The organism is Desulfomicrobium apsheronum (assembly GCF_900114115.1).
GTDB classification, from domain to species: Bacteria; Desulfobacterota; Desulfovibrionia; order Desulfovibrionales; family Desulfomicrobiaceae; genus Desulfomicrobium; species Desulfomicrobium apsheronum.
Genome location: NZ_FORX01000015.1, coordinates 34461 through 57211 on the forward strand (window position 1 = coordinate 34461; position 22751 = coordinate 57211).

General features: G+C 60.4%; 22 protein-coding genes. 4 read left to right on the forward strand and 18 right to left on the reverse strand.

What is annotated here, in order from left to right; all coding sequences use genetic code 11:
* Positions 1–6 precede the first annotated feature (6 nt).
* On the forward strand, positions 7–1782 hold the full coding sequence (locus tag BMZ40_RS13415) for an autotransporter assembly complex protein TamA (protein ID WP_177193177.1): 1776 nt from the start codon (positions 7–9) through the stop codon (positions 1780–1782).
* Complete coding sequence (locus tag BMZ40_RS13420; RefSeq protein WP_092376751.1) at positions 1782–5999, forward strand: translocation/assembly module TamB domain-containing protein; 4218 nt, start codon at positions 1782–1784, stop codon at positions 5997–5999. Before BMZ40_RS13415 ends, BMZ40_RS13420 begins: the two co-directional genes overlap by 1 nt.
* 41 nt (positions 6000–6040) lie before the next feature.
* On the opposite strand, the gene BMZ40_RS13425 is transcribed toward BMZ40_RS13420, so the two are convergent.
* The 13 genes from BMZ40_RS13425 to BMZ40_RS13485 all read right to left on the reverse strand — a co-directional run bounded on the left by BMZ40_RS13425 (position 6041) and on the right by BMZ40_RS13485 (position 16729).
* Positions 6041–6292, reverse strand: a complete 252-nt coding sequence (locus tag BMZ40_RS13425) for a hypothetical protein (protein WP_092376754.1) — start codon at positions 6290–6292, stop codon at positions 6041–6043.
* A 2-nt stretch (positions 6293–6294) separates the two neighbouring features.
* Positions 6295–8403 (reverse strand): ATPase, T2SS/T4P/T4SS family, encoded by a 2109-nt coding sequence (locus BMZ40_RS13430; RefSeq protein WP_092376756.1) that lies wholly within the window; start codon positions 8401–8403, stop codon positions 6295–6297.
* 59 nt (positions 8404–8462) lie between these two features.
* The gene (ilvC, locus tag BMZ40_RS13435) at positions 8463–9452 is read right to left on the reverse strand and encodes a ketol-acid reductoisomerase (protein WP_092192160.1); all 990 of its coding nucleotides are present in this window, start codon (positions 9450–9452) and stop codon (positions 8463–8465) included.
* Positions 9453–9513: 61 nt separating this feature from the next.
* Positions 9514–10002: an acetolactate synthase small subunit gene (ilvN, locus tag BMZ40_RS13440; RefSeq protein WP_092192162.1), complete on the reverse strand. Its 489-nt coding sequence runs from the start codon at positions 10000–10002 to the stop codon at positions 9514–9516.
* Positions 10003–10011: 9 nt separating this feature from the next.
* Positions 10012–11700 (reverse strand): biosynthetic-type acetolactate synthase large subunit, encoded by a 1689-nt coding sequence (gene ilvB, locus BMZ40_RS13445; RefSeq protein WP_092376759.1) that lies wholly within the window; start codon positions 11698–11700, stop codon positions 10012–10014.
* Between the two features lie 6 nt (positions 11701–11706).
* Complete coding sequence (locus BMZ40_RS13450) at positions 11707–11937, reverse strand: DUF465 domain-containing protein (protein WP_092376762.1); 231 nt, start codon at positions 11935–11937, stop codon at positions 11707–11709.
* 17 nt (positions 11938–11954) lie between these two features.
* Complete coding sequence (locus BMZ40_RS13455; protein WP_092376765.1) at positions 11955–12275, reverse strand: DUF167 domain-containing protein; 321 nt, start codon at positions 12273–12275, stop codon at positions 11955–11957.
* Positions 12276–12280: 5 nt separating this feature from the next.
* Positions 12281–12574 (reverse strand): YggT family protein, encoded by a 294-nt coding sequence (locus tag BMZ40_RS13460; protein WP_092376768.1) that lies wholly within the window; start codon positions 12572–12574, stop codon positions 12281–12283.
* 54 nt (positions 12575–12628) lie between these two features.
* Positions 12629–13303, reverse strand: coding sequence for an HAD family hydrolase (locus BMZ40_RS13465; protein ID WP_092376770.1), 675 nt, complete (start codon positions 13301–13303; stop codon positions 12629–12631).
* Positions 13304–13305: 2 nt separating this feature from the next.
* Positions 13306–14958 (reverse strand): AMP-binding protein, encoded by a 1653-nt coding sequence (locus BMZ40_RS13470; protein WP_092376773.1) that lies wholly within the window; start codon positions 14956–14958, stop codon positions 13306–13308.
* Positions 14959–14983: 25 nt separating this feature from the next.
* Positions 14984–15553 carry a helix-turn-helix domain-containing protein gene (locus BMZ40_RS13475; protein WP_092192174.1) on the reverse strand — a complete coding sequence of 190 codons (570 nt, stop codon included), beginning with the start codon at positions 15551–15553 and terminating at the stop codon, positions 14984–14986.
* 16 nt (positions 15554–15569) lie between these two features.
* Positions 15570–16334 (reverse strand): hypothetical protein, encoded by a 765-nt coding sequence (locus BMZ40_RS13480; RefSeq protein WP_092376776.1) that lies wholly within the window; start codon positions 16332–16334, stop codon positions 15570–15572.
* Positions 16335–16354: 20 nt separating this feature from the next.
* On the reverse strand, positions 16355–16729 hold the full coding sequence (locus tag BMZ40_RS13485; RefSeq protein ID WP_092376779.1) for a hypothetical protein: 375 nt from the start codon (positions 16727–16729) through the stop codon (positions 16355–16357).
* Between the two features lie 166 nt (positions 16730–16895).
* Between BMZ40_RS13485 and BMZ40_RS13490 the strand changes: the two genes are divergently transcribed.
* Complete coding sequence (locus BMZ40_RS13490) at positions 16896–17093, forward strand: twin-arginine translocase TatA/TatE family subunit (RefSeq protein ID WP_012805609.1); 198 nt, start codon at positions 16896–16898, stop codon at positions 17091–17093.
* Positions 17094–17147: 54 nt separating this feature from the next.
* Here the strand turns inward: BMZ40_RS13490 and BMZ40_RS13495 are convergent, their stop codons facing one another.
* The 5 genes from BMZ40_RS13495 to BMZ40_RS13515 form a co-directional block, all read right to left on the reverse strand.
* Positions 17148–18023: a hypothetical protein gene (locus BMZ40_RS13495; RefSeq protein ID WP_092376782.1), complete on the reverse strand. Its 876-nt coding sequence runs from the start codon at positions 18021–18023 to the stop codon at positions 17148–17150.
* Between the two features lie 66 nt (positions 18024–18089).
* Complete coding sequence (gene miaA / locus BMZ40_RS13500; protein WP_092376786.1) at positions 18090–19019, reverse strand: tRNA (adenosine(37)-N6)-dimethylallyltransferase MiaA; 930 nt, start codon at positions 19017–19019, stop codon at positions 18090–18092.
* Complete coding sequence (coaD, locus tag BMZ40_RS13505; RefSeq protein WP_092376789.1) at positions 19016–19558, reverse strand: pantetheine-phosphate adenylyltransferase; 543 nt, start codon at positions 19556–19558, stop codon at positions 19016–19018. The genes miaA and coaD overlap by 4 nt, the downstream gene beginning before the upstream one ends.
* Positions 19543–20103, reverse strand: a complete 561-nt coding sequence (rsmD, locus tag BMZ40_RS13510; RefSeq protein ID WP_092376792.1) for a 16S rRNA (guanine(966)-N(2))-methyltransferase RsmD — start codon at positions 20101–20103, stop codon at positions 19543–19545. Before rsmD ends, coaD begins: the two co-directional genes overlap by 16 nt.
* Positions 20104–20106: 3 nt before the next feature.
* On the reverse strand, positions 20107–21750 hold the full coding sequence (locus tag BMZ40_RS13515; RefSeq protein WP_092376795.1) for an MBL fold metallo-hydrolase RNA specificity domain-containing protein: 1644 nt from the start codon (positions 21748–21750) through the stop codon (positions 20107–20109).
* A 149-nt stretch (positions 21751–21899) separates the two neighbouring features.
* Here BMZ40_RS13515 and BMZ40_RS13520 point away from each other — a divergent pair, with 149 nt between their 5' ends.
* A complete protein-coding gene (locus tag BMZ40_RS13520; protein ID WP_092376798.1) occupies positions 21900–22751 on the forward strand; it encodes an HDOD domain-containing protein in 852 nt (283 codons plus the stop codon).

Here is a 22751-nt window from a genome sequence, read left to right on the forward strand (position 1 = left end):
TCACGAATGTCCGTTTTGCAGGCCCGAATTCTTCTCTTGCTGAGCCTGATCCTGCTGGCTTCGCCATTTCTTGCGACTTCGGGCGCATGCGCGCCCATCGAATACGAGGTCGAAATTCCGGCCCTGCCCGACGGCCTCACCCCCCTGCTTTCCTCCGTCTCGGACTGCGTGGACCTGCGGGACAATCCTCCAGACACTCGGGGCTTGCTGCGCAAGCGTGTGGCCAACGACATCGACTCCTTCATGGACGCCTTGAAGGCCAAGGGATATTTCAAGGCTCAGGTCTCGGGTGAATTGGACACCAACGTCACCCCGCATGTCGTGCGCTTCCAGATCGATCCCGGCCCGCGCTTTGTTTTCGAAAAGCCCCGGCTAATCCTGCTCCCGGACGATTCCGCCCGCGAGCATCTGCGGGATGCCCTGCACAGGATCAAGGCAGGCGACAAATATTCCTCCGGCACGATTCTGGATGTTGAAACGTCGCTTCTGGAACGACTCAAGGAACACGGATACCCCTCGCCCGTGGCCCGGGACAAAAAGATCATCGCGGACCATGCCACGCACAAGGTCGACGTGAGCTTCACCATCGACACCGGACCTGCCGCGACATTCGGCACCACAACGATTCTGGGACTTGAAGATGTCTCGGACCAGGTCGTCGTCGCCGAACTGGCCTGGGAGGAAGGAAGCCCGTACGACCGGCGCAAGGTGGACAAAACCCGCGAGCAACTCATCCGCACCGGACTTTTCCGGTCGGTACGCATCGACGCGGATCACCCGGAAAGATCGATGACCGTGAACATGAATCTGACCCTGCTCGAAGCCCCGCATCGCAGCGTGCGCGCGGGTCTTTGGTATTATTCCGACCTGGGGCTGGGCACCAACGCAGGCTGGACACACCGCAACATTTTCGGAGCCGGGCAGGAATTGCGCCTCGATACGGAAATCGCCGAAACCCTGCAACGGGCCAAAACCGACCTGATCCTGCCCCGCATGTGGCATCCCCGTCAGAACCTCGGGCTTTCGGCCCAGTATGAGCACGAACTCACCGACAGTTACGAAGCCACCAACCTTTCCCTCTCGGCTCTCGCGCGCCGGCCTTTTTCGGAACTGCAAATCGGTTACGGTCTGGCCTATCGCCTGACCGAGGTGGACGACGAGGAACTGCGACGCTTCAATCTGATCTCCGTCCCCCTGATCGCCGAATTCACCAATGCCGACAATCTGCTGGATCCCACCAGCGGGCTGACCGTGGCCGCGCGCATGGAACCGTTCACCGACATCGGGCAGAGGGAAACATCCTTTGTACTGTGGAATCTTTCGGGGCGGCATTACCTGCCGCTGACCAAAAACAAATCCATCGTCCTGGCCACGCGGGGACGCTACAGCCTGCTGGCTGGAACCAGCCGCGACAGCATCCCCGAGGACATGCTCCTGTACGCCGGTGGCGGAGGCTCGATACGCGGTTATGCCCACCAATATGCGGGCGAACTCGACGAGGATGACGATCCCGTGGGTGGCGTGAGCGCCGTGGATTTTTCAGCGGAACTACGATTTCGCATCAATCGGGAATACGGAGTCGTCCTTTTCGGAGACGGGGGAGGCGCCTTTTCCGGCCGCAACCCCTCGGACAGGGAGGATTATTTCTGGGGAACCGGAGCCGGACTGCGCTATTACACGCCCATCGGGCCGATCAGGGCGGATGTGGCCGTGCCCCTTGACCGCAGGGACGGCGTGGACTCCCAATTCCAGATTTACATCAGCCTCGGGCAGGCTTTCTGATGAATCACGCAACTATCAAGCGCCTGCGAAAAACCTTCATGATCCTCGCGGTCTGCGTGCTGCTCGGCGCCACATGCGCGGGCTTGATCCTGGGCACGGACAAAGGGCGCCAAGGCCTGCTGGACTCGATCTCCAGTCTCGCCGCCGCACCGGATTTCGGCCTGAAAATGGAAGGCCTGCGCCTTGGCGACACCTGGACCCTGGACCGGCTCACCGTCAGCGATGCCCTTGGCCCCTGGCTCGACGCCGAGAAGCTCAGTGTCCGACCGCTCCTTGGCGAGCTGCTCCGGGGCAAAATTGCCCTGGAGCATGTCGGCATCACCCGCCTTGAAATCACCCGTCTGCCTGAAAGCGAAGAAACCACTGAAACCTCAAAGCCCCTTAGCCTGCCCTCTTTGCGCATCGGCGCCGTGGACATCGAGCATATCCGCATAGGACCCGACGTCGCTGGGCACGAAGCCCTGCTCTCCCTGCACGGCGCGCTGACCCTCGACCAGGACGAACCTCACGCCCGGGTGCGCGTGGCCCGGCTGGACAGAGTGCAGGATGCGGCGGAACTCGATGCGCGGCTGCATCTTCGCGAGCAGACCCTGGACCTGCGCCTGGACCTGCATGAAGAGCCGCAGGGCCTCCTGCACTCCGCCCTCGGCATGAACGGCACGCAGGGCATCACCCTGCAGACGGCGGGCAGCGGCCCCTTGAAGGAATGGAACCTGAATTTTGAGTCCATGATTTCCGATGTCGCGCAGCTGAGCGGCAACGCGACCCTTAACCTGGATGCCGATGCCGACATCGATCTACGCACGCTGATCACACCCGGTCCCGCCTGGACCCCGTTCACGGGCCTGCCGCAGGAGAGCTTGACCCTAAAGGCCAGGGGGTCGTGGCAGGATCCGGTCCTGAACATTGCCCGGGTCGATCTGCAAAGCGCCCTCGGCAATCTTGACGGCAACGCCACCTGGAATATCGAAAGCGGCATCCTCGAATCCAGGGCCAATGCCCAGGGCGTGAACGTGTCCTGGCTCATGCCCGATGACATCGAGGCAGGCCCCGTCAACGCTTCCGCCACCCTGCGGCTGGACCCGCAAGGCATGCGCGCGCAGGGAAAAATCCTGCTACGCGACATGGACCTTGCCGGGCACGCCGTACCCACCGCCACTGCGCACCTTTCCCTGGACCTGCCTGCCGGGACCAAAGCCTGGCAGGTCCAGACCCAGCTTGACGCACAGACCCCCTCCCTGCCCGAAGGACTGCGCGCATGGACGGCCGCCGGCATCCTTGGCGGCGAGGGCGCAGCCTTTCACGTCAGGGAACTGCGCCTGGAATCGGAGCGGCTGGGGCTGACGGGCAACGGCACCCTCGACTCGCATTTGAACGTGCATGCTCTGCTTGATGTGCGTGAGATGACAGGATTCACGCCAAAGCCCCTGTCGGCAATTCTGGACACCAAACTTGAGGGACAGTTGGACCCTGCTTCTTCGAACATGAACGCCAGCCTGGAAGCCACGGCCGTGCGGATTGACGGTTTGCCGCAGGAGCTTGAGATGCTGCTGGGACCAGGCAGCCGTCTGCTGACCAAGTTCAGCCTGTCCCCGCGACTGGTTGACGTGCACGAGGCGCGGCTGCTGGCTCGAACAACGGCGGAGGCAAGCGGCCGATACGACATTGAGAAAAACACATTTCAGGCCAGGCTTGGCGCCGCCTTCCCGGAAATCAGCTTCCCCGCCCTGCGCATCGCGCCAGGGACGACCCTGCGCGCCTCGGCCTCGGGCAGCCCCGACTCCTTCGGATTGGACCTTGCCGCGGGCAGCGCCAAAATCAGCACCGGGGAGCGTTCCCTGTCCGATATCAACGCTACGGCCACGGTGCGTGGACTGCCTGCCAAGCCCATGGCCACCCTGGGCGCGAAAGCCATGGCCGAACAGGAGCCCGTCAGCCTGGACCTGCGCATCGCCCCCGACAAAAACCTGATCCGTGTCGAGGAATGCTCACTGCGGCTTCCGGAAACCGTCCTGAATTTCAACGGCTCCCTCGATCCGGGCACGCTTCTTTTCACCGGGGACGCCGATTTTCAAAGCGCTGATCTGAGCACCCTGGGACGCATTTTGGGCAGCGAACTTGAAGGCGAACTTTCCCTGCAAGCCCGCCTCGACACGCTCAAGGGAAAGCAAACAGCCACACTTGAAGGGCAGGGAAATTCCCTGTCCGCCTTCGGAGCACGCATCGACGGAGTTTCCTTGAGCGGCACGCTGGCCGATCCCGGACTGCCGGGCCTTATGGATATCGAGCTTGAAATGCGCTCGGCAGGCCTGCCCGACATGCAGGCCGACACCATAAACGCGAGGATGCGTGGCGTGGCGACAGGCTACGGATTCGACATCGAACTGAGGCACGCATCTCCCCAGGCCGATCTTTCGGTCCGAGGGGGGCTGTCTTCGGATCTGACCGGCCTTGCCGTTGAACAGCTTCGCGGAACCCTGCTGCAACAGGATGTGCTGCTGAAGTCTCCCTTCGACATGAGCATCACGTCCTCCGGAGCGAACTGGCGGGAAGCTGACCTCAATTTCGGTCCGGCGCGCCTGCGGAGCGCTGGCGGCATCTCGAAAGAAAAGACGAACATCACCGCCGAGCTGACCGATTTCGATCCGGCACTGTTGCGACCTCTCTTTCCAGACCTGCCCAGCGCCGTCATCAACGTCCGCCTCGACGCCTCAGGCGACCCGTCGAGCCCAAACGCTCAATTGCGAATGCAGGCCGAAAAGATCCGCCTGGAATCATCAGGCCTTGGAAACCTGCCCCGTCTGAGCGCCACGGCCGACGTGCACCTGCGCCAAAACATGCTGGACGCACGCGCATCCCTGACCTCGGAAAGCGCCATCGAACTCGACGCGCACCTCTCAAGTCCCATGCGGCTCGACCTTTTTGCGCCGGCCTTCCCGTCTGACGCCCCTTTGTCCGGGCAGCTCAAGGGCCAAACCAAGCTCATGCTCTTGCCGCATGTTCTGCGCCTGGACGATCAGACCCTGGATGGAAATTGCACTCTTGATTTTCGGGTGAACGGCACCTGGGCAGCTCCGGGGCTCGAAGGTACGGCAAGCGTTCGGGATGCCCGCTATGAAAATTTCCGCAGCGGGACCGTCATCCAAAACCTGAACATGAACGCCGAGGCCGCCGGATCGACCCTGGCACTGGAGCTGTCCGCCACGGACGGCGCGGAAGGCACGACCGAGGCGACAGGACAGGTGGATCTGCTTACATTGGAGCACATTTTGGACGTGCTCTTCAACAATTTCAGGCTCCTGCGCCAAGATCTGGTGCAAAGCACGGCCAAGGGCGACCTGCGCCTTAAGGGAAACCTGGACGGAACCGAATTAAGCGGCAAGATGACCCTCGACCCGACCACGGTTCGGCTCCCGGCGAAAACCCCGGCCGACTTGGCGCAGGTCGAAGTCGTGGAAATCAACGTCAAGAATCCTCGCCCAAAGACCGAGGGCAAGACTTCAGACTTCCTGCTCGGTCTTGATCTGCGGGTGGCCATCCCGGCCCGTCTGCACGTTCAGGGACGAGGTCTCGAATCGGAATGGTCCGGAAACCTGCACATCCGGGGCAACCATTCAAAGCCCATCGTCAACGGCGAAATGAACCTGCTGCGCGGCAAGTTCGATTTCCTCGACCGCATCTTCACCCTGACCAAGGGTTCCCTGTCCCTCAATGGCGAGACCCCGCCCAACCCCTTCCTTGAAGTGCTCGGGGAAACCCAGATCCTCGAAAACCTCATCCAGGTCCGCATCAGCGGTCCCGCCAGGGATTTTCGACTGAACCTGTCTTCGGTTCCAAGCCTGCCTCAGGACGAACTGCTGGCCCTGATCCTTTTTGGCAGGTCGCTCAGGCAGATATCCCCGTTGCAGGCGGTGCGCCTTGCCCAGGCCGCCGCCGAAATGACCGGCCTTGGCGGCGCAAGTCCGGATTTTCTGGACTCCATCAAGTCCAGCCTTGGACTGCAGGAAGTGGACGTAACCAAGGACGACGAGGACAACACCGCCGTCGGCGTCGGCGGCTACTTCGGCGGCAAATATTACATTCGCACCCAAAGCAGCGTGTCGGGGCAGGACAGAACCAAGGTCGAAGTGCAGCTCAGTCCGAAAATCAGCGTGGAAACAGAGGTAGGATCAGATTCCCGTCAGGGCGGGGGCGTGATGTGGAAGCTCGATTATTGAATCAGTGGTGACAAAGCAGGTCGCCGTTTTTCAACAGTCTGCTAAAGCTCGTCGTCGGGATCTGAAGTGGCGGGAGCGGCCTTGAGGGTCAGGGTCAGCACATCATGCAACACCTTGCCCCGTTCCTGGGCCAGCTGCTTCCATTTTTTCTTTTCCTTCTTCATGGCCTCGATGGTCTGCAGCAGGTCCTGAATGGTATGGGCGGGATATCCGTACTTGCCGTGCTTGCCCTTGCGCAGTTCTTCGTCATTGCGCTCCTTGAGGGCCCGGAGTTGGCTTGAGGAAAGTATCATGGCTAACCGCTCGCTGCCCTGACCTGATCCATGTCCGTCAGGCCCTGCAGGACCTTCATCATACCGTCCTGCTTTAGGGTCAGCATGCCTTCGGCCACGGCCTGGGCGCGGATCTCCTCGGTGGGCTTGCGATGCTTGATCTGATTCTTGATGCCGGATGAATTGACCATGAGTTCATGTACGCCCACCCGGCCCTTGTAACCGCCCACGCACTGCCCGCATCCGACCTTGCGATACAGGGTCCGCTTGCCTTCCAAGAATTCCTTGGCCTGAACTTCCCAGCCCTGGCCGAACTCAAGCCCCATCTCCTCGATTTCCTCGCTTCCCGGAGTGTAGGCCTTCTTGCAGTTCGGACACAGGGTCTTGACCAGTCGCTGGGCCAGAACACAGAGCAGCGAATCCGCGAAATTGAACGGATCCAGGTCCATGTCCAGCAGGCGGGTCACCGTTTCGGGAGCGGAGTTGGTGTGCAGGGTGGACAGGACCAGGTGACCGGTCAGGGATGATTCCACGCCGATATGCGCCGTTTCCTTGTCGCGCATTTCACCGATCATGATCACGTCCGGGTCGGCGCGCAGGAAGGAGCGCAATGCCGAGGCGAAGGTCAGGCCGATCTTGGGATGGACCTGCACCTGCCGCAGGCCCTCCTGGGTGATTTCCACCGGATCCTCGGCGGTCCAGATCTTGCGCTCGGGGGTATTTATGTAGCTCACCGCCGAATGCAGGGTCGTGGTCTTGCCCGAACCCGTGGGACCGACCACGAGGATAAGCCCGTAGGGCTTGTAGATGAGCTTCTCGAAGGCCGCCTTGTTCTGCGGCAGCAGGCCGAGCTTGTCCAGCGGCAGCGGCTTGCCCGAGGCCAGCACGCGCAGCACCACGTCCTCCATGCCTTCCAGCGTCGGGATGGTGGCCATGCGGTATTCCACGACCTTGTTGCGATCGGGCAGCTTGATCTTGATCTTCCCGTCCTGGGGCAGGCGGCGCTCGGCGATGTCCAGGCTGGCCATGATCTTCAGACGCGACACGATGGGCCGCGCCAGGGGCAGGCGAACCTTGCGAAATTCGTAGCAGGTCCCGTCCAGTCGGAAACGGAACATGCAGTAGCGGGACTGCGGGTTGGGCTCGATATGGATATCGGACACATTCTTGCGCCAGGCTTCCACCAAAAGGGCGTTGACCATGCGCACGACCTCGCTGTCCTGGTCGCTCAGCTCGGCCTCGTTCTCCTCGCCTGCCGAGACGATGTCGGCGGATTCGACATCCTCGTCGAAAGCGGCGGCCAGGTCCTCGCCCGAGCTGAACTGCTTGTAGAAGTGCTCGATGTACTGCTCGATGTCTCCGGCCAGCGTGACCTTGGCCTCGACATTGGACGTCCCGTAGATGAAACGGATCTCATCCAGGCGCCCGAGGTCGAAGGGGTTGGTCATGAGCACGGTGATGGTGTTTCCTTCCTGGGCAAAGGGAAGCCAGCCATACCGTTTGAGAAAGTCCGGGTCGAGCCGACGCTTTTCGAAAAGCTCGAAGGGCGGCTCCTTTCCTGCGGAAAAGGGGACAAACTCCGTGCCGTAAAAACGGGCCAGGCTGTCGCCCAGATCCTTCTTGGCGATCTTGTATTCCTTGAGCAGCAAGGCATCCGAATCCTTGCCCTCCATGGACAGCACCGCCGAGAGTTGTTCCGCAGTGATGAGATTCTTTTCAAGAAGATGGGAATAACGGCTGCTGCTCGATGTGACGGGACGGGGAGTCAGGGCCTTGATGCGCTGCTCGATGCCCGGAAAATCGGGATCGAGAATACGCACTTTCTCAAAAATGGACCGCGCTTCCTGGTGGTTGTCCTGATGCAGGAAGATGAGACCGGCGCGAAAATAGAGTTTGGCCGCGACCTTGGGAGGATAATCGTTTTCACCCAGGATCTTGAGGGTTACCTCGGCCTGTTCCTGGACCTTGCCGAGCTTGTTCAGGCTGTCGAGCATGAGCCGGACCATGTCGTAGCTGCGCACGCCATGGGAATAGCCACTCCGGCAGATGTTCAGGACTCCGGCATAGTCATCCTTGGCGAACAGGTTCCAGGCCTGGGAGAGAAGTTGCTCTTCACTCTGCGGATTATCCATGCATCTCGCTCATACGTCGGTACGGATTCGGGCGGCCGAAAAACGACCGCCCGAGGGGATTATTTCTGTAGCCAAGCCATCATTTCGCGCAGGCTGTCTCCAACCTTCTCCACCTGATGCTCGTGGCTCTGACGTCTTCTGGCCAGGAAGAAAGGCAGATTCGCCTTGTTTTCCAGAATCCAGTTGCGGGCGAAGGTGCCGTCCTGAATCTCTTCGAGCACCTTCTGCATGGCCTTGCGGGACTCATCGTTGATGACCCGGGGGCCGGTCACGTAGTCACCGTATTCGGCCGTGTCGCTGATGGAATGGTGCATCTTCTTGAATCCGCCCTCATAGAGGAGGTCAACGATCAGCTTGAGTTCATGCATGCACTCGAAAAAGGCGATCTCGGGCTGGTATCCGGCCTTGGTCAAGGTCTCGAAACCGGCGCGGATGAGTTCGCTCACGCCGCCGCAAAGCACGGCCTGCTCGCCGAAGAGATCGGTCTCGGTCTCTTCGCGAAAAGTGGTTTCAAGCACGCCGGAACGGGTTCCGCCGACGCCGGCCGCATAGGCCAGAGCCTTGCCCAGGGCCTGCCCCGTGGCGTCCTGATAGACTGCTACCAGACAAGGCACTCCGCCGCCCTTCTCGAATTCACGGCGCACCAGATGGCCAGGGCCCTTGGGCGCGATCATGACCACGTCCACATCCTTGGGGGGGATGATCTGGTTGTAGTGGATGTTGAAACCGTGACCAAAGACAAGGGTCTTGCCCGGGGCCAGATTCGGCAGGATTTCCTCTTCGTAGACCTTGGGCTGATACTGGTCCTGGACCAGGATCTGGATCAGGTCGGCCTTCTTGGCCGCTTCGGCCGCGCTGACAGGCTCGAAGCCGTGCTCGCGCGCCAGCTGCCAGTTGGGTCCGCCGGGACGCTGGCCGATGACGACCTGCACACCGGAGTCGCGCAGGTTCTGCGCATGAGCGTGCCCCTGGCTGCCATACCCGATGATGGCCACGACCTTGTCCTTGAGTATATTCAGATCCGCGTCCTTGTCGTAATAAACTTTCATATTGTCTCCTTCTCTCGTGAATATTGATACCCGAAAAAACGGGTCCTCAGCCAATTGATCTTCAGTCGGCAAGCTGCATGCTGCGGCGCATGGCCACAGTCCCGGCGCGGATGAACTCCTTGACGCCGAAACGCTGCAAAAGGGCCACAACGGCCTTTATCTTGCCCTGATCACCGGTGATTTCAAGGGTCAGCTCGTCAGGGCTGACATCAACCACCTTGCACCTGAAAATATCCGCTATGCGCAGCACTTCCGCGCGCTTGGCGTCTTCCGCACCGACCTTCATGAGCACGATTTCCCTCTCGACCGCCTGCAAGTGCGTCAGATCGACGACCTTGATCACGGTGATGAGCTTGTGCAGCTGCTTCATGATCTGTTCGATGATCTGTTCGTCACCGCTGGTGCAGATGGTGATGTGGGAAACTCCCGTCTCCAGGGTCGGACCCACGTTCAGGGATTCGATATTGAATCCCCGGCCGCTGAAAAGGCCGACCACGCGGGACAGAACTCCAGGTTCGTTCTCAACAAGTATGGATAAGACATGTCTCATGGCGGCCTCCTAAACCAGCAACATTTCCGACAGGGCCGCGCCTGCCGGGACCATGGGCGCGACGTTTTCCTCGGGCTCGACGCGTACATCGACAATGACCGGGCCCGGATAGGCGAAGGCAGCTTTCAGCGTCGCCTCCAGATCCTCAGCCTTGTCGACCAGGAAGCCCTCCGCTCCGTACGCCTTGGCCAGAGCCACGAAATCGGGATTGGTGTGCAGGCAGGTGGCGCAATAGTTCTTCTTGTAGAAAAGTTCCTGCCACTGCCGGACCATGCCGAGGTAGCCGTTGTTCAGGATGACGATCTTGACCGGCACATTGTAACTGACCGCCGTGGCCAGTTCCTGGATGTTCATCTGGATGGAGCCGTCGCCCGCGATATCGATCACCAGCTTGTCCGGAAAGGCGAACTGGGCCCCGATGGCCGCCGGAAAACCGTAGCCCATGGTTCCAAGACCGCCGGAGGTCAGAAGAGTGCGCGGCTTGCGGTAGGTGTAGAACTGCGCGGCCCACATCTGGTTCTGGCCGACCTCCGTCGCGATGATGGCCTCTCCCTTGGAGAGCTCGTGAATTTTCTCCACCACCCACTGCGGCTTGATGGCCCCGCCATTCTTTGCGTAGCCAAGCGGATGGGAGGCGCGCATCTCGGTCAGGGACGTGTTCCAGGCCTCGTGCTTGGCCTGCCAGTCCACACCCTCGATCTTCGCCGCTTCCTCGATGAGCCCGGCCAGGCCCTGCTTGCAGTCCGCGACGATGGGCACATCCACGACCACGTTCTTGCTGATGGAGGTGGGGTCCACGTCGATGTGTATGATCTTGGCCCTGGCGGCGAAGGAATTGATCCGACCCGTGACGCGGTCGTCGAAACGCGCGCCCACGGAGATGAGCAGGTCACAGTTGTTGACGGCCATGTTGGCCGTGAATGTCCCGTGCATGCCGAGCATGCCGAGCCACCCGGGATGATCGCCCGGGAATGCGCCAAGCCCCATGAGGGTGGTCGTGACCGGCAGGTGAAATGTTTCGGCCAGCTGCTTCAGTTCTGCGGCGCTGTCGGAGGAGATGACTCCGCCGCCGGCATAGATCACGGGCTGCTTGCTGTTGGCGATGAGCTCCGCTGCCTTGCGCAGCTGCTTGCGGTTCGGATTCACGTTGGGATTGTAGCTGCGCAGGCTTATGGTCTCGGGATAGGAAAACTTGGTCTTGGAATTGACCACGTCCTTGGGCAGATCGATGAGGACAGGACCCGGCCGACCTGTCCTTGCGATATAAAATGCCTGCTTGATGGTCGTGGCCAAGTCGGCGACGTTCTTGACCAGATAGTTATGCTTGGTGCAGGGCCGGGTGATGCCCACGATGTCGGCTTCCTGAAAGGCGTCGTTGCCGATCAGGTGCGTGGGCACCTGCCCCGTGATCACAACCATGGGAATGGAATCCATGTAGGCCGTGGCGATCCCGGTCACGGTGTTGGTCGCACCGGGTCCGGAAGTGACCAGGCATACGCCCACCTTGCCCGATGCCCTTGCAAAACCGTCGGCTGCATGGACTGCGGCCTGTTCGTGACGGACCAGAATATGTTTGATCGGGTGCTTGGGGAGCTCGTCATAAATGTCGATGACCGCACCCCCGGGAAATCCGAAAATGAGATCAACCCCTTCCCGCTTCAAACACTCCATTAGAATCTGGGCACCGGTGAGGACCATGGCTTCCTATCCCTCCTGACGTTTGTATTTCTCAAGCAAAGTCTGGATCCGGGTCTTTCCGGCCAGCTTTTTCTTCTTGTATTCCTTCACTTCCAGATCTTCGGCAGGGGAAAGCGCGGCTTTGCCCGAGTAGCGTTCCAGAATTTTTTCAAAACCAACATGTTCCTCCCACAGACTCTTGAGTTCCTCGTCGTGACCCAAATTCGCCGCAATCAGTTCGAGGTCTTGCTGTTCCATAGGATGTCTCCTTAGCGTTATGGTTTGCCCAATGCCTTCTCCGAAAACACGTTCCAGTCAGGCTCTTCCTCCACGTCCAGCAGCAGGTTCTTTTGCCGGGACGCATGCCCGGACTCGATGACCACCTGCGAAGCCTTGATTCCCAAAATTCTGGACACGAATACGGTCAACGCGCTGTTGGCCTTGTTGTCAACCGCCGGGGCCTGCAACCGGATCTTCAGATAGTCCCCATGCATGCCCGCGACTTCGGTTTTTCTGGCCCCGGGCTGAACCCAGAGCCCAAGCCGCCAGCCTCCATTCTTGGCCGGCGCGACGAAAACCGGGTGATCCGTACACATGAGTACTAAAACATCATCTGCGACATCAGTCGAGCCAAAAAAACCTGCACGAACTTGATGCCAAGGACCACGACAAACGGCGAGAAATCAATCCCGCTTATATACGTAAACGGCAACCACTTGCGGATACGGTAAAAAACAGGCTCGGTCAGACTCCTGATCCCGCGCACGATGGGATTGTAAGGGTCGGGATTGATCCAGCTCATGACCACGGAGGCGATGACCACCCAGAAATACAGGGACAACACGCTGTCGGCCACATAATAGATGGCCGCAAAAAAACTAGAAAAAACAGGCATTTAATATTCCTCTCAGAAGGCGCGGACGCTTTGCGCGAGCGCCGTGATTTCAGACTAATCGATTATCTCGCAAAAACCCGTCTCAAACCATTGCCGCAGTTCATGGAAACTGTCCACATGCAGTTGGGCCGTCAAATCCCGGTTCCTGTAGGCCCAGAAAGGGACCCCGGCCCGGTTCGTGGTTTCCTGATCCACGGACGAGTCCCCGAGGTAGGACATCTCCCGCTCAGGCAGGCCCCAGGTTTCGACAATGCGCCGCAGGCCCTCGGGATCGGGTTTGGGCAAGGCCACCTTGGCCGCAGTCATGACAGGATGGAAGAACCGCGTCAGTTCGAACCGCTCCAGCACCATCTCCATGGAATTCTTGCGGTTGGTGTTGACGGCCATGCGCACCCCGAGCTTCTCCAGGGCATGGAGCAGCTCAAGAAGCCCCGGCTCCGGCACCATGCGGTCGATGAAGTCGTCGTAGGTCATACGCCCCTGCACATGCGCCGCCTCGGGCCGGAGTTCCACCGGGATGATCCGGGCCATGGCCTTGTCCACGGTGTGCATGAACGCGTAGTCCTCTTCCTCCCGGCTCATGGGCGCAAGGCCGAGGGCGCCGCGAATGTGGTTGTAATAGTGACGGTTCACATCCCTGGAATCGAACAGCACTCCGTCACAGTCAAACACAACGCCGCGAATCCGGCGCAAGTCGAAACGGCGGGGCTGGCCCGCGTCAGCTGTCATGTCTATTGCATGGCCTCCGGAAAATACTGCCCGGACAGGTCGCGCAGCTTGAATTTCTGAATCTTGCCGCTCGCCGTCATGGGATATTCATCCAGGAAAACGACATACTTCGGGATCTTGTAGCGCGAGATCTGGCCACGACAGAAGTCGCGGATGTCCTCGGTGGCGTAGTCGAAGCCTTCTTTCAGGATGACGAACGCGCCCACTTCCTCGCCGTACTTGCGACTGGGCACGCCCACGACCTGCACGTCTTTTATGCCTTCCATGCGGTAGAGGAATTCCTCGATCTCACGCGGATAGACGTTCTCGCCGCCACGGATGATCATGTCCTTCAGGCGGCCGGTGATGCTCAGGTAGCCGTCCTCGTCCATGGTGCCGAGGTCTCCGGAATGCATCCAGCCGTCGGGGTCGATGGCCTGGGCCGTGGCGTCGGGGTTGTTGTAGTAGCCCTTCATGACATTGTAGCCCCGGCAGCAGACCTCGCCCTGCACGCCCGCAGGCACGGTTTCATTCGTCTCCGGGTCGACCACGCGCACCTCGATCTCGGGCATGGCCCGGCCCACGGTGCGCGTGCGCTGCTCGATGGAATCGTTGACGCGGGTCTGGGTCATGACCGGGGAGGTCTCGGTCAGGCCGTAGCAGATCGTGATTTCCTTCATGTTCATGAGATCCATGACCTTTTCCATAACCGGCGCGGGACAGGGCGACCCGGCCATGATGCCCGTGCGCAGGGAGGAAAGATCGTAGCGCGGAAAGGAGCGATGTTCGAGCACGCTGATGAACATGGTGGGCACGCCGTAAAGCGCGGTGCACTTCTCCTCTTCCACGGCTGAAAGGACCATCAGCGGATTGAAGCCTTCGAGGATGACCAGGGTGGCGGCGTGGCTGACCGCAGCCAGGACGCCGAGCACGCAGCCAAAGCAGTGAAAGAGGGGCACGGGCAGGCAGACCCGGTCCTGGTGGGTGAATTTCTGGTTTTCGCCGATCCAGAACCCGTTGTTGCCGATGTTGTAATGCGTCAGCATGACACCCTTGGGAAACCCGGTGGTGCCCGAGGTGTACTGCATGTTGACAACATCGTGGGGATCGAGGGAGGCCTGCCTGGCCTTGTAATCCTCTTCCGAGGTCACGCGGCTGAGCGCCAGCAGCTCGGGCATGGAATACATGCCCCGATGCTTCTCCTGACCCAGAAAGAACACCCGTTTGAGATCAGGGAATTTTTCGCTGCGCAGATAGCCCCGCTCCTGGGTTTTGAGCTCGGGAACCAGATCATACACGGTCTGCACGTAGTCCGTATCCCTGAAGGAATCGATCAGGAGCAGGTTCTCGCACTCGGACTGCTTGAGCAGGTATTCCAGTTCGGCCGTCTTGTAGAAGGTGTTGACCGTCAGCAAGACAGCCCCGATCTTGGCCGTGGCGAACTGGAAAGCGACCCAGTAAGGAACGTTGGTGGCCCAGATGGCCATCTTCTCGCCTTTCTGCACGCCCATGGCCATGAGGCCCTTGGCCAGATTGTCAACCAGCTCCCCGAATTCCCGGTAGGTCATCCGAAAATTCCGGTCCACGTAGACCACGGCTTCGTTGTCAGGGTGCTGCATGATGGATTCATCAAGCATCTGGCCCAGGGTAATTTCTCGCAACGCAGGCTTGTCCATGACTCCCCCTTTGGATGACACCGGACTATTCCGGAAAATAGAGCACCGCATAGATGGAGGCCGGGGCGTTCCCGCCAGCCGCCACGTGATGCGGAACGATGGAATTGAGATAGATGGAATCTCCCTTGCCGAGAGTCAGCACGTCCTTTCCGTAGGTGATTTCGATGCACCCCTCGTGCACGACGATGAACTCCTCGCCTTCGTGGCTGGACAGTTTTGTCTCGCCGCAGGCGGCAGGCATGAGCTCGACGAAAAAAGGCTCCATGTGCCGATCGGTCTTGCCCTTGCCAAGGGAATAGAACTTCATGTCCACGGAACAGCCCTTGCCGCCAAGCATGCTGAGCCCCTCCTCCCTTTCCCCCAGACGCACGATGAGCGGATCCTGCCCCAACTCGTCATCCAGGAATGTGCCCATGCGCACCCCAAGGCCACGCGCTACTTTAAGCAGCGGTCCAAGGGACGGATAGACCGAGTCGTCTTCCAGGGATTTGAGAAACGCAATTTCCAAACCCGTGCGCTGGGCCAGGTCCTCAAGACTGATTTCGTTCATTTCCCGGAATCGTTTGATACGCTTGCCGAGTTGCTCTTTGCTCATAAACCGTTCTCGCTGGTTAAAGATTCAGAGGGCGGGCCATAAGAATGACGGGCTCGGGCAAATCGATCCTGCGGCCGCACACGCGTTCCACCGCTCCAGAGTCCAATGCGCAGCAGACGAGCCCGTCCGGCCTGTCCGCGCAAGGTGAAAAATCCAGGTCCATGGACACGAGCTCGCGCACCACATCCTCGTCGGAAATGAAGAGCCGCGTGCCCAGGGGCAGAAACAGGAGCAGCGAAGGCAGGAGATTCTTCCACGGCAGCTCGACGCAGGCTCTCGGGAAAAGGGCCTCGTCCGAGACGCCGGGCTGCGTGAAGCTCTCCTCGTCGTCCAGGCCAAGCACTGCGGCAAAGCCGTCCCGCGCGGCTTCAAAACGCCCTTCCTGCTCGCCGATGGCCACGAACTGCTCCTCGCGGTACAGGGCCATGGCCAGCAGAAGCTGGGCCTGACGCCGCAAGTCCGAGGGACTCGGCTCCTTGGGAGCATCCATCCCGGTCAGCTGCGACTTGATGTCCATTGTCGTGTCGGTGTAAAAATTATCGAGTCCCGCCGCCTGATAGGCCTGCATGTCCGAGGACCTTGGAAAACGCTCGCCGAATTCCATGTAGCTCCTGAGCATGCTCCGCACCTCGGCGGGTGGGCAGGGCAGTTCGGCCGAACGCCAACGGGGCTGATCCGTGGCCATGTCCACGCCCGGATCGAAAAAAACAACGCCGTCCGGAAGGGGGCTGCGGCCCAGTTTCGGATGCAACCAGGGAAAATGCACCACCATTTCGCTCATATATCTCTCCTTACACGCAATCATTTGTCATCAGGAAGCTCGTGGTGACGGCAACGTCCAAGGCAACGTGGCAGACGCAACACGCAAACACCTTCGATAAAATGTCGGCAAAGAACTTCCCCGCCATCATCCGGCAGGGAATCGAAATTTGCACAGTCCCAGTCAATGTTCAAGGTTTGCGCCATGCGCTGTTCCCAAATTCGTCCAGCCTCTTCGGAAGTCAGCCCCAAAATCTCACCCCGCACCACAAAATCGTCGAAACGGCCTTCGAGGGCTCTTAGTACCGTACAGGAAAATTCCGTACGCAATCCCGGGTTCATGGCCTCTTCATACAGACAGCGACCGGCGACCCAGAAGCGACAGGCATCCCCGGGCATACGCAGCAAGCGGTTCATGCCGTCCCCGCGAGGCGGCCTGCCCAGTCACGACAAATCAGGGGACGGCTATTTGACAAATACATTCCATCCCTTCGGAAACCAAGGTTTTTCTTCCGCACGGAAGAGTTGACCTGCCCGGAGCGCTATGTGTATATGAGGCCCAATCATTCCCGAGGAGGCATACATGTTTGGCATTGGTATCCCTGAGCTTCTAATAATACTGGTCATCGTCCTGGTCATTTTCGGGGCCAACAAGTTGCCTGAAATCGGATCAGGTATGGGCCGGGCCATCAAAAACTTCAAAAAAGCCACCGGCGAACCCGAAGAAATCGACGTCACGCCCAAGTCCGAGTCCAAGGACGCATCCGACAAGAAAGAATGAATTTTCCCCGTTTTCCACAAAAAATCCCGGCCCGACCGGGATTTTTTGTGCGCGTTACCTGACCTCCACGATCAAGCCCTGAGTCTTGGCGGCATCCTCAAGACGCCTGGCCAGGGCATCCCTGGACCGGGTCTGGACCCGCCAGACACCAACCATGCCGGCCCCGTCCATCTCCACGCCGACCAATGTCTTGTGCTGGATTTCCCCGCTCCATGAATCCATGAGCCGATCGAATTCCATGGGTCCCATGCTCGACAGCCATCCCGAAACACGGACCAGCAGGCCCGACTCTCCCTGGACCGCAAGCCCGGGGCGGGAAAAATAGTCTTTCCACACCGCAAACCAGACCTCGTCCAGGGTCTTGGCCGTGCGGAAGGATTTCCACTCGCCAAGCGTCAACACCCCGGTCCAGGCGCCGACCTGGGAAAGCTCAAGGACAGGCACTTCCGGGGCTTGGGTCACGGTCGGCTTCAGGCCGGACAAATCCTGCAGCGCGCCAAGGCCCTTGGTGCGCGAAGGCTCCACGCCCGACAGTTGCAGCACATAGGGCCACTGCCCCCGGGCCGTGAACAGGACGCCAAGATCGCGCAGCCGGGCCTTGAGGCCCGGGCCATGAACGCGCACCGCCAGCGTGCGCGAGGCATCCGTGGCGTTGACTTCGGCGTCGCCCGTGTTCGCGACCTCGCTGTAGCCCAGAATGAGGGCATCGCGCTCCTTGGACAAGATACCCATGAGCGCGGCCATTCGCGGCTGCGCAAGCGGCGTCCCGAGGACGGCCTCGACCTCCTGCGCCAGGGCCGCATCGAACGCCCTGTCCACAAACGAAGCCTGGCCTTCGCCGCCGTTCACGGGCACGACCACCCGCTGGTCCGCTACGGCGGACACCACGCCGGACATCATCAGTATCAAGCAAAACACGCATCTGAGCATGGATCTCTCCTTCAGGGAAAATTCTACCGCGTGCCCCGGCGGGCCGCAACCTCCACAAGGGCAGGATCAGGAGACGTCAGCCGACTCCAGGAACCGCCCGGCCCGATCCACGATGCCGCGCACATCTTCGGGCTGGTGCCAGAAAATTTCGTTGTCCTTGTTGAACCAGGTCAGCTGGCGCTTGGCGTAGGCCCGGGTGCTGCGCAGCCAGTCACGGCGGGCCTGGTCGAGGCTCACGCCGTCAAGCAGAACCGACAGCAGCTCCGGGCATCCGATGCCGGAAAACCCCGGAGCCAGGCGGTCCGGGCAGCTCTCGTAGGCCAGCCGCACTTCCTCCTGGGCTCCCGCCTCAAGCATCAGGTCGATACGCCGGGCCAGGCGCGGCGTCAGGGAATTCAGATCGGCGGAAATGCCGATCTTGAGCACCCGCAAGCCTGCGGGCCGGGCAGTTTGGCCGTGCCACCAGGTCAGGGTCTGTCCGGTGGCGGCAATGACTTCCAGGGCGCGGCAGATGCGCTGGGGATCGTTGGGATGGATTTTTGCGGCATAGTCGGGATCAAGGAGTTGCAGACGGCCGTGCAGAACCTGCGATCCAAGGGCCTGGCATTCGCGGACCACTTCCTCGCGGATACGCGGATCGATGTCGGGAATGGGGGCCAGGCCATCGACAAGACTTTTCAGATAAAGGCCGGTCCCCCCTACAAGGATGGGCGCCAGCCCCCTGTCCCGATAGGCCCGGGCCTGATCCATGATCTCGCCGGCAAAGGCCCCGGCGCGTACGGGAGTGCTTATGGGCAGGTATCCGTAGAGGGCATGCGGGCAGACGGCCCGCTCCTGTGCCGTGGGCTGGGCCGTGACCACCCCGAGTCCGGCATAGACCTGCCGGGAATCGAAGTTGACCACCGCGCCACCAAGCGCCCGGGCCAGCGCCAGAGCCGCTGCGGTCTTGCCCGTGCCCGTGGCTCCGACCAGACAGAGAAGCGAAATGTCCGTCATGTCAGCTTCGGCTCTCCGGAAACAGGCAGAGCCAGAGCGTTCCGTTTCTCTTCCATGCGCGCGGTCACACGGGCGAGGATGCTTTCGGGCACCAGCCCCTCAACGACTCCGCCCAGCCTGGCCACATCCTTGATGATGGTCGAGCTGATGTAGAGCCAGCGGTAATCCGTCATCATGAAGACGGTATGGATGCTGGGCTTGAGTTTTCGATTCATGAGGGCCATCTGGAATTCGTATTCGAAATCCGAGACCGCACGGAGCCCGCGCAGGATCGTGTTGGCGCCCTTGCTTGGCACGTACTCGACCAGCAGCCCGGAAAAGCCTTCCACCTCGACGCGCAGCTGACCGCGAAAAACCTCGCGAATCATCTCCACCCGCTCATCGAGCGTGAAAAGAGGGTTCTTGCCCGAGTCCTTGGCCACGCCCACGATGACCTTGTCGAAGACTTCAAGGCCCCTGCGCACCAGACTCAAATGCCCGTTGGTAAAAGGATCGAAGGTGCCCGGATAGACCGCCACCCGCTCTAGTTTCTGCGCCATATGCAAATCCTTGTTTGCCCGTAAAGTTTGTCACGAAGAAGAATCAGATCCTGACGGGGAGGGTTTTCCAGCCTGAGTCCCGCCTCCACCTCGACGCAGACGATGCCGTCCTGCGCGAGCGCCCCGTGTTCCAGAAGCAGCCCGAGAGTGGGCAGCAGCAGGTCCTTGCCGTAGGGCGGATCGATGAAGACAAGCCCGAACGGCCCGCGGTCGCCACAGGCCAGCCAGCGCAGGGCGTCCGTCTTGACCACGCCGCAACGCCGCCGCTCCACGCCAAGGTCCTCCAGATTGGAACGGATGAGGGCCGCCGCCTGGGCGGCCTTCTCCACGAACACGGCGTCACGGGCGCCCCGGCTCAAGGCCTCGATGCCAAGAGACCCGCTGCCCGCGAATATGTCCGCCACCCGGGTCTGGGACCAGTCCACGCCCAGGGACTCAAGCATGGAGAACAGGGACTCCCGCACCTTGCCCGTAGCGGGCCTGTAGCCCGGCCCCTCGGTGGTTCGGATACGCCTGCCCCTGTACTCCCCGGCGATGATGCGCACTTCCTAGTCCTGCTTGGGCTTTTGCTTCTGTTCAAACATCAGCTCCGACAGGATGGAGCTGAAACGCGAGTTGATGGCCAGCAGGCTGCCGCGAATCTCGACCTGGTTGGTCATGCCTATGCGCTGCAGGTATTCGACCCGGTCCTGAACCTGGGCCAGCTTTCCGGCGGTCTCCTCCAGCAGGTACTCCCAGTCGATGCGCGGAGCGGCCAGGGTCGGGCGTGCGGTCAGCTCGAAGCGCCCGCCCTTTTCGAGCAGACATTCATCCAAATAGTCCGGAATGTGCACGGTCAGCTTGAATTTCTCCCGGATCAGTTCGGCCAGGACCTTTTGCCCCGAATGCTCGCCGTGAACCAGATAGACCTGCACCTCGGGGTTGCGGAAATGAGACAGCCAATCCAGGATCTGGGTCTGCCCGGCATGGCCCGAAAAACCGCCGATGGTGAAGACCTTGGCCTTGACCGACAGCTCCTCCCCCAGAATCCGGATGCTCTTGGCTCCGTCGACGATGCGGCGGCCCGGCGTGCCTTCGGCCTGGAAGCCCACGAAAACTATGGACGCGCCCGGTTTCCAGATGTTGTGACGCAAATGGTGCTTGATGCGCCCGGCGTTGGCCATGCCGCTGCCGGCGATGACGATGGCCGGTTCCTGGGACACGTTGATGGCCCGCGACTCGTCGGGGGTCAGGGTGAAACGCAGGTTGGGCAGCTCCAGCGGATTCTTGCCATCCCTGACCAGTTCCTTGGTCTCCTGGTCGTAGTAGTCCCAGTGACGCCGAAAAATCTCCGTGGCCTTGATGGCCAGGGGGCTGTCCACATAGACGGGCATGTCGTCCGGCAGCAGACCTTCCTGGTGCAGAAGATGAAAACTGTAGAGCAGCTCCTGGGTGCGTTCCACGGCAAATGCCGGAATGATGACCTTTTCCCCGCGTTCATAGCTGTAGGCGATGGCCTCGGCCAGTTCCTGCCTGCTCTGGGTCTCGTTCTTGTGATTGCGCGCGCCGTAGGTCGATTCCAGAAAAAGAAAGTCCGCCGTCTCCACGGTCTGGGGGTTGGGCACCAGCAGCTGGTTGGGACGCCCGAGATCGCCGGAGAAAACCAGCTTGGTCTCCTCGTCCCCTTCCTTGACCCACAATTCGATGAACGCCGATCCCAGAATATGTCCGGCGTCGTTGAAGATCACGCGGATGCCCGGGGCCGGCTCAAAGACCTGATTGTACTCCTGGGTCTTCAGCTGCCGGAGGGCTTTCTGGGCATCCTCCACCTTGTAGAGCGGCTCCACCGGCGGAGCGCCGACCCGCTGCTTCTTGGTGCTGCGCCATTGGGCTTCCGTCTCCTGGATGCGGGCGCTGTCTTCGAGCATGATCCCAAGCAGGTCCTTGGTCGGGGCCGTGGTGTAGACCGAGCCCTTGAAGCCCTGGGAGACCAGGCGCGGAAGCAGGCCGGAGTGATCGATGTGCGCATGCGTGAGCAGGATGAAATCCAGGGATTCGGGACGATACATGCCGTTCTCGTCCCAGTTGCGTCCCTCGATGCTCCTGTTGCCCTGATGCATGCCGCAATCTATGGCGAATCGGGCGTGCTCGCATTCGAGCACATAACAAGAGCCTGTCACGGTGCGAGCCGCGCCAAGAAAAGTTATCTTCATAAATTTCTCCCTGTATTTCAGATAGATACATCAAGGCCAAAATATCAGCCCATTGCCCTGCTCCATCCGCTTGTGCTAGCGCTCCCCGGATAAGAACACATCAAGGCCCACGGCCGTGAAACAACCCTTTTCCACACAAAGACCACATCATGATCAATCTGGACAAACTCAGCGACCGCGACCTGCCTCCCTTGAAACCCATGGTCCTCAGGCTGTGGCAGCTCCTGAACGCCCAGAATACACGCCTGCAGGAAATCGTCGAGGCCATGAGCGCGGAACCGGTGCTCTGCGCCCGGATCATGGCCATCTCCAACTCGCCCTTGTACCGGGGGCTGGAGGAAATCAACAGCCCGCAAAAGGCGCTGGTCCGGCTGGGCTTAAACGAGGTCAAAGGAATCGTCTACTATTTGACCCTCTCCGATTCCGTGCGCAAAAACGCCTTTCCGCCCTCGTTCTCGGTGCGCAAATTCTGGACACACAGCCTGAGCACCGCGCTATTGTGCAAAAAACTGGCCCAGTTCTATCCACACCTTTTCCCCATGACCCCGGAGGAGCAGGACAGCACCTACCTGGCCGGACTGCTGCATGACATCGGCTACGTAGTCATGGCCTCTCTGCTGCCGGGGGAATTCACGACCATGACCAAACTCTGGGAAGCGGGAGGGAATCCGCCCCTTGAGATCGAGGATGAACTCTTCGGCGTCAGCCACCCCATCCTGAGCGCCAAGGCGCTCAAATTGTGGAAATTTCCGAAAAATGTCCAGCTTGCGGTATATGCCCACCACCGCGCCATTTCCGACGATTCCCCACCGCCGGCCATCATGCTCCTGAAGCTCGCCGATTATCTGGCCACGGAGACGGGGTACCATTTCAATCCCATGTTTACGGCTGAACTCAAACGCCTGACCATTCCCGTCTTCCTCCTGGAGAACGACTTCCAGCCGGTGATCGAGGAAGTGGCGCTGAAAGTGGAGATGCTGGTCAGCCAGGCCTTCGATTGA

Bases quoted from the DNA above. Each gene is read 5' to 3' on its own strand.
- BMZ40_RS13475 (WP_092192174.1), bottom strand. From the start codon at position 15,553: ATGAGCAAAGAGCAACTCGGCAAGCGTATCAAACGATTCCGGGAAATG.
- BMZ40_RS13460 (WP_092376768.1), bottom strand. From the start codon at position 12,574: ATGCCTGTTTTTTCTAGTTTTTTTGCGGCCATCTATTATGTGGCCGAC.
- BMZ40_RS13480 (WP_092376776.1), bottom strand. From the start codon at position 16,334: ATGAGCGAAATGGTGGTGCATTTTCCCTGGTTGCATCCGAAACTGGGC.
- BMZ40_RS13485 (WP_092376779.1), bottom strand. From the start codon at position 16,729: ATGAACCGCTTGCTGCGTATGCCCGGGGATGCCTGTCGCTTCTGGGTC.
- BMZ40_RS13430 (WP_092376756.1), bottom strand. From the start codon at position 8,403: ATGGATAATCCGCAGAGTGAAGAGCAACTTCTCTCCCAGGCCTGGAAC.
- ilvC (WP_092192160.1), bottom strand. From the start codon at position 9,452: ATGAAAGTTTATTACGACAAGGACGCGGATCTGAATATACTCAAGGAC.
- BMZ40_RS13420 (WP_092376751.1), top strand. From the start codon at position 1,782: ATGAATCACGCAACTATCAAGCGCCTGCGAAAAACCTTCATGATCCTC.
- BMZ40_RS13515 (WP_092376795.1), bottom strand. From the start codon at position 21,750: ATGAAGATAACTTTTCTTGGCGCGGCTCGCACCGTGACAGGCTCTTGT.
- BMZ40_RS13490 (WP_012805609.1), top strand. From the start codon at position 16,896: ATGTTTGGCATTGGTATCCCTGAGCTTCTAATAATACTGGTCATCGTC.
- coaD (WP_092376789.1), bottom strand. From the start codon at position 19,558: ATGGCGCAGAAACTAGAGCGGGTGGCGGTCTATCCGGGCACCTTCGAT.
- BMZ40_RS13495 (WP_092376782.1), bottom strand. From the start codon at position 18,023: ATGCTCAGATGCGTGTTTTGCTTGATACTGATGATGTCCGGCGTGGTG.
- miaA (WP_092376786.1), bottom strand. From the start codon at position 19,019: ATGACGGACATTTCGCTTCTCTGTCTGGTCGGAGCCACGGGCACGGGC.
- ilvN (WP_092192162.1), bottom strand. From the start codon at position 10,002: ATGAGACATGTCTTATCCATACTTGTTGAGAACGAACCTGGAGTTCTG.
- BMZ40_RS13425 (WP_092376754.1), bottom strand. From the start codon at position 6,292: ATGATACTTTCCTCAAGCCAACTCCGGGCCCTCAAGGAGCGCAATGAC.
- ilvB (WP_092376759.1), bottom strand. From the start codon at position 11,700: ATGGTCCTCACCGGTGCCCAGATTCTAATGGAGTGTTTGAAGCGGGAA.
- BMZ40_RS13465 (WP_092376770.1), bottom strand. From the start codon at position 13,303: ATGACAGCTGACGCGGGCCAGCCCCGCCGTTTCGACTTGCGCCGGATT.
- BMZ40_RS13455 (WP_092376765.1), bottom strand. From the start codon at position 12,275: ATGTGTACGGATCACCCGGTTTTCGTCGCGCCGGCCAAGAATGGAGGC.
- BMZ40_RS13415 (WP_177193177.1), top strand. From the start codon at position 7: ATGTCCGTTTTGCAGGCCCGAATTCTTCTCTTGCTGAGCCTGATCCTG.
- BMZ40_RS13450 (WP_092376762.1), bottom strand. From the start codon at position 11,937: ATGGAACAGCAAGACCTCGAACTGATTGCGGCGAATTTGGGTCACGAC.
- BMZ40_RS13470 (WP_092376773.1), bottom strand. From the start codon at position 14,958: ATGGACAAGCCTGCGTTGCGAGAAATTACCCTGGGCCAGATGCTTGAT.
- BMZ40_RS13520 (WP_092376798.1), top strand. From the start codon at position 21,900: ATGATCAATCTGGACAAACTCAGCGACCGCGACCTGCCTCCCTTGAAA.